Source organism: Neobacillus drentensis, from assembly GCF_036965425.1.
GTDB classification, from domain to species: domain Bacteria; phylum Bacillota; class Bacilli; order Bacillales; family Cytobacillaceae; genus Neobacillus; species Neobacillus drentensis_F.
This window is the reverse complement of the sequence record NZ_JBALPP010000049.1, coordinates 2,426-6,409: the sequence shown is the minus strand read 5'-3', so window position 1 is coordinate 6,409 and position 3,984 is coordinate 2,426. Positions and strand designations below refer to the sequence as shown.

Annotated in this window: 5 protein-coding genes; 1 reads left to right on the top strand and 4 read right to left on the bottom strand. The window is 40.8% G+C overall.

Translation table 11 applies throughout. From position 1 onward, the window contains the following. Nucleotides 1-72 precede the first annotated feature (72 nt). Nucleotides 73-1,623 (bottom strand): acyl-CoA carboxylase subunit beta, encoded by a 1,551-nt coding sequence (locus V7161_RS13875; protein WP_335445755.1) that lies wholly within the window; start codon nt 1,621-1,623, stop codon nt 73-75. A 1-nt stretch (nt 1,624) separates the two neighbouring features. Further along, nucleotides 1,625-2,038, bottom strand: coding sequence for a methylmalonyl-CoA epimerase (mce, locus tag V7161_RS13870; RefSeq protein WP_223591516.1), 414 nt, complete (start codon nt 2,036-2,038; stop codon nt 1,625-1,627). A 159-nt stretch (nt 2,039-2,197) separates the two neighbouring features. On the opposite strand from mce, the gene prli42 reads away from it, so the two are divergent. Continuing rightward, a complete protein-coding gene (prli42, locus tag V7161_RS13865) occupies nt 2,198-2,296 on the top strand; it encodes a stressosome-associated protein Prli42 (protein ID WP_223591515.1) in 99 nt (32 codons plus the stop codon). Nucleotides 2,297-2,336: 40 nt separating this feature from the next. Here prli42 and V7161_RS13860 read toward each other — a convergent pair whose 3' ends face one another. Continuing rightward, on the bottom strand, nt 2,337-2,855 hold the full coding sequence (locus V7161_RS13860) for a L,D-transpeptidase (RefSeq protein ID WP_223591514.1): 519 nt from the start codon (nt 2,853-2,855) through the stop codon (nt 2,337-2,339). Nucleotides 2,856-2,873: 18 nt separating this feature from the next. Beyond that, nucleotides 2,874-3,863, bottom strand: coding sequence for an aromatic acid exporter family protein (locus V7161_RS13855; RefSeq protein ID WP_335445753.1), 990 nt, complete (start codon nt 3,861-3,863; stop codon nt 2,874-2,876). Nucleotides 3,864-3,984: the final 121 nt, after the last annotated feature.

Below are 3,984 nucleotides of genomic sequence, written 5' to 3'. Positions count from 1 at the left end.
GCAGGAGTCTTCGCGCCTTTCGCTCCAATCAACAGTTTATAAAATTTAACATTGGGCTTTTAAATAGCCAATTTATAATGGAATATTTCCATGTTTTTTATATGGTCTTGATTCTTTTTTGTTTCTGAGCATTTCTAGTGCTTGAATAATTTTGATCCTCGTTTCCCGTGGGTCAATGACATCATCTACCATACCTCTAGATGCAGCCACATACGGGTTCGCAAATTTTTCACGATACTCTTCAATCTTTTGCTGCCTTGTTTGCTCAGGATTTTCACTGTTTTGAATTTCCTTCGAAAAAATAATATTGGCTGCACCCTGCGGACCCATGACCGCGATTTCTGCATTCGGCCATGCAAATACAAGGTCTGCTCCAATTGATTTACTGTTAAGGGCAACGTACGCCCCGCCATAGGCCTTCCTTAAAATAACTGTCAGCTTAGGTACTGTTGCTTCGGAATAAGCAAATAAAATCTTCGCACCATGACGGATGATTCCTCCGTGCTCCTGCTTAACACCTGGGAAGAAACCCGTCACATCTTCAAAGGTAATAATAGGAATGTTAAAAGCATCACAGGTTCTGATAAATCTTGAAGCTTTATCAGATGAATCAATATCTAGACCCCCAGCCATAACCTTTGGCTGATTGCAGACAAGGCCCACCGGTTCTCCCTTAATTCTCGCGAACCCTACAACTATATTTTTAGCGAAATCCTTTTGAATTTCCATAAATGAGTCGCCGTCTACAACTTGTTTAATCACCTTTCGAACATCATAAGGCCTTACCGCATCAAACGGAATTACGTCGGTTAAATCAGGACGGTAATCATTTTCTTCCTCCGGATTTAGCCTTGGCGGTTTTTCCTCATTGTTTTGCGGCAAGAAACCTAAGAGCTTTCGAACATCCTGGAGCACTTCCGCTTCAGTCGAAGCACGGAAATGGGCGTTCCCGCTAATCGAGTTATGAACATCCGCTCCGCCTAGGTCCTCTGCACTTATTTTTTCACCGGTTACCGTTTCAATTACCTTTGGACCGGTAATGAACATTTGGCTTGTTTTTTCGACCATAAACACAAAATCCGTAATGGCTGGCGAATAAACTGCACCCCCGGCACACGGACCCATAATAACGGAAATTTGCGGAATGACCCCTGAATAAATGGCATTACGGTAAAATATATGACCATAGCCATCCAGCGAGACAACACCTTCCTGTATTCTAGCGCCGCCCGAGTCATTCAGACCAACAAATGGAGCGCCATTTTTCGCCGCTAAATCCATCACATTAGCAATCTTTTTAGCATGCATTTCCCCTAAGGCACCGCCAAACACAGTAAAGTCCTGGGAAAATAAATAAATCGGACGGCCATTAACCTTTCCGTAACCGGTTACAACTCCATCGCCAGGCCCTTTTTGTTCATCGAGCCCGAAATCATTGGTGCGATGCTCAATAAAAGGATTTAGTTCAACAAAGCTTCCTTTATCAACTAAAAGCTCAATTCTTTCTCGGGCAGTCAGTTTCCCTTTTTCATGCTGTTTATCAATTCGCTCGTCCCCGCCGCCTAGCTCAACCTCTCTGCGCTTATCATACAATTCGTTAATTTTCTCATAGATGTCGATCATGTTACCCCTTCAGTCCTTTCTTTTCACATAACTCGTATAATACACCGGAAGAAGACTTTGGATGCATAAATGCAATATGTGCGCCCCCTGCGCCAAGCCTTGGGCTTTCATCAATCATACGAATCCCTTTTTCTTTCAATTCCATAATTCTTTCTTCAATAGAGTTTACTCCAAGTGCAACATGGTGAATACCCTCACCGCGTTTTTCAATAAATTTTGCGATGGTACTTTCCTCTGACATAGGTTCCAGCAGTTCGAGTTTAGTTTCCCCTGCCTGCAAAAATGCAACTTTAACCTTTTGGCTTTCAACCACTTCAATTTTTAATAGTGGCAGACGTAACACTTCCGTATAAAAAGGCAGTGCATTCTCTAGTGAATTAACAGCTATTCCGATATGGTCGACTTTTTTAATCATGTTTTCCCCTCTGTTTCAATATTAAAATAATTCGACAATTATTGTATTCGGTAAAAAGTTCATAATTCCTTCCTAAATTGCCGGAGTTGTTCCATTGTTCATTTAGGCTTTTCCCTGTAAAATATAAATATAGTTTTAAAAATGAAGGAGGTCCCTGGATTGTCCAAAAAGAAAAATAGAAAAATTGTTGTTTATTTAATGTTGTTTGCCATGCTTGCGTCAACCCTCCTAATTGGAATCGGCCAGTTTATTCGTTAACCATATAAAAGGGAATGTTCAATTCGAACATTCCCTTCCCTCATTTTATTGCTCCATTTTCTTGGGCCAGCAATTCAAAGGATTTTTTTGAAGAAGTGACAAGAATTTTTGTCCCCAATGGGATTAATGGAAATAACGATTTTATTACCTCATTTTGCGAACGGATACAGCCCTGTGAAACGTATTTCCCAATTGAAGCAGGCTGATTGGTTCCATGAATTCCGTAGGTTCTGCCATCCGTTCCCCTTGCGTCAAAGCCAATCCATCTTGCCCCTAAAGGATTTTTCGGATTGCCGCCAGGAATATTCTCTCTTCGAAAATATGGGTCCTTTGCTTTTACAGTAATCGTGAAAAGTCCTTCAGGTGTCAATTCTTGTGTCTTTCCTGTTCCAACACTAACAACTGTTTGAACTTTGTTCTCATTAATAAAAGCCAGTTCATTTTTACTTTTATTGACAATAACAAAGGGGGCTCCTGGTACTGGATTAGGCCCTAACGGCCAAAGCGGAGATAGGAAAAAAGCAATCAGGATTGGCGATAAAATTTTTATCAAATTCATCCACCTGCCTTTTTTTTCCTAGTTTGCTTCAACTTTCTTCCTTTCATTCATGAAAGTTTTCATTCCTTTAAATGAACTTTTTATAATGAGGTAGTTATTCATTTCTTTCACTAATTGAAGCAGGGCCGCCCGCGTTTCAAATTCCTCTCTAGTTTTTGGAAGCTCCATTTCTTCAAATTCCTTTTTCATCTCTCTTAATTTATCGATATAAATATGTGCTGTATTTCCAGGATGAACATTTTCAGACAATTCTTCGAGGAAGTCAGCCACCATCTTCCCTTGCCTAACTGTTCTGGTAATGGAGGTTACAATCGGCAGGACACGTTCCATGATTTCAAATTGTTTTTCTCTCATTTTGAAATAATGAAAATAAAGATTCTCATCTCGTAAAAGATGATTTTCTACATCTCTGAAAGCTAGTGCTTTTGCCTCTTCGAGCAAGCGGGCACATTCGGTGATCTCTTTCCCTCCCCAATCGCTTTCGCCCGTTCGTAAGTATCGAACCAATTCACATAAAATAGTTTTAAAGTTTTCTTCTAATTTATGTTGATAGTCCCTTAGTTTTCTATCAGCACTAGGCATATAAAGATTGATGAGGAGAGCCACTCCGATTCCTGTAATAATGACACCCAGTTCATTTAAAAAATTAGCCATAGAAATTTTTTGAGCCATGTAAATATGTAGAATTATGACACTGCTAGTAACAATACCGTCCCTGGCCTTTAACATGACAAGTAGAGGAATAAAGAAAAACAGCATAACCCCGATAACGATTGGATGGTAGGCGATTCCCTCAAAGAACAGAGCGGAGAAAGGCATGGCTAATACACACGCCAAGAATCGGTCCCAGGATGTCCTAAGAGACCTTCTTTTCGTCACTTGAATACATAAAATAGTTAAAATTCCTGCAGAAGCGTAGTTGTGAAGGCCAAGCTGCTGCGCGATTAATATGGAAGCAGCAGTGCCTACTGCAGTTTTGATTGTCCGATAACCAATGCGAAATTTCATTTAAACTCTCCTATATTAATAAAGGCTCTGAGAAACTTAGTTGTTGATTTGCGCTCCAGGCGCGAGCGGTTCGCGGGCAGGGGAGCCTCCTCGGCGCTTTCACGCCTGCGGGGTCTCCCCT

What these genes read in the sequence shown, in the direction of transcription:
- V7161_RS13855 (WP_335445753.1), bottom strand. Translation starts at nt 3,863, where the DNA reads ATGAAATTTCGCATTGGTTATCGGACAATCAAAACTGCAGTAGGCACT.
- V7161_RS13860 (WP_223591514.1), bottom strand. Translation starts at nt 2,855, where the DNA reads ATGAATTTGATAAAAATTTTATCGCCAATCCTGATTGCTTTTTTCCTA.
- V7161_RS13875 (WP_335445755.1), bottom strand. Translation starts at nt 1,623, where the DNA reads ATGATCGACATCTATGAGAAAATTAACGAATTGTATGATAAGCGCAGA.
- mce (WP_223591516.1), bottom strand. Translation starts at nt 2,038, where the DNA reads ATGATTAAAAAAGTCGACCATATCGGAATAGCTGTTAATTCACTAGAG.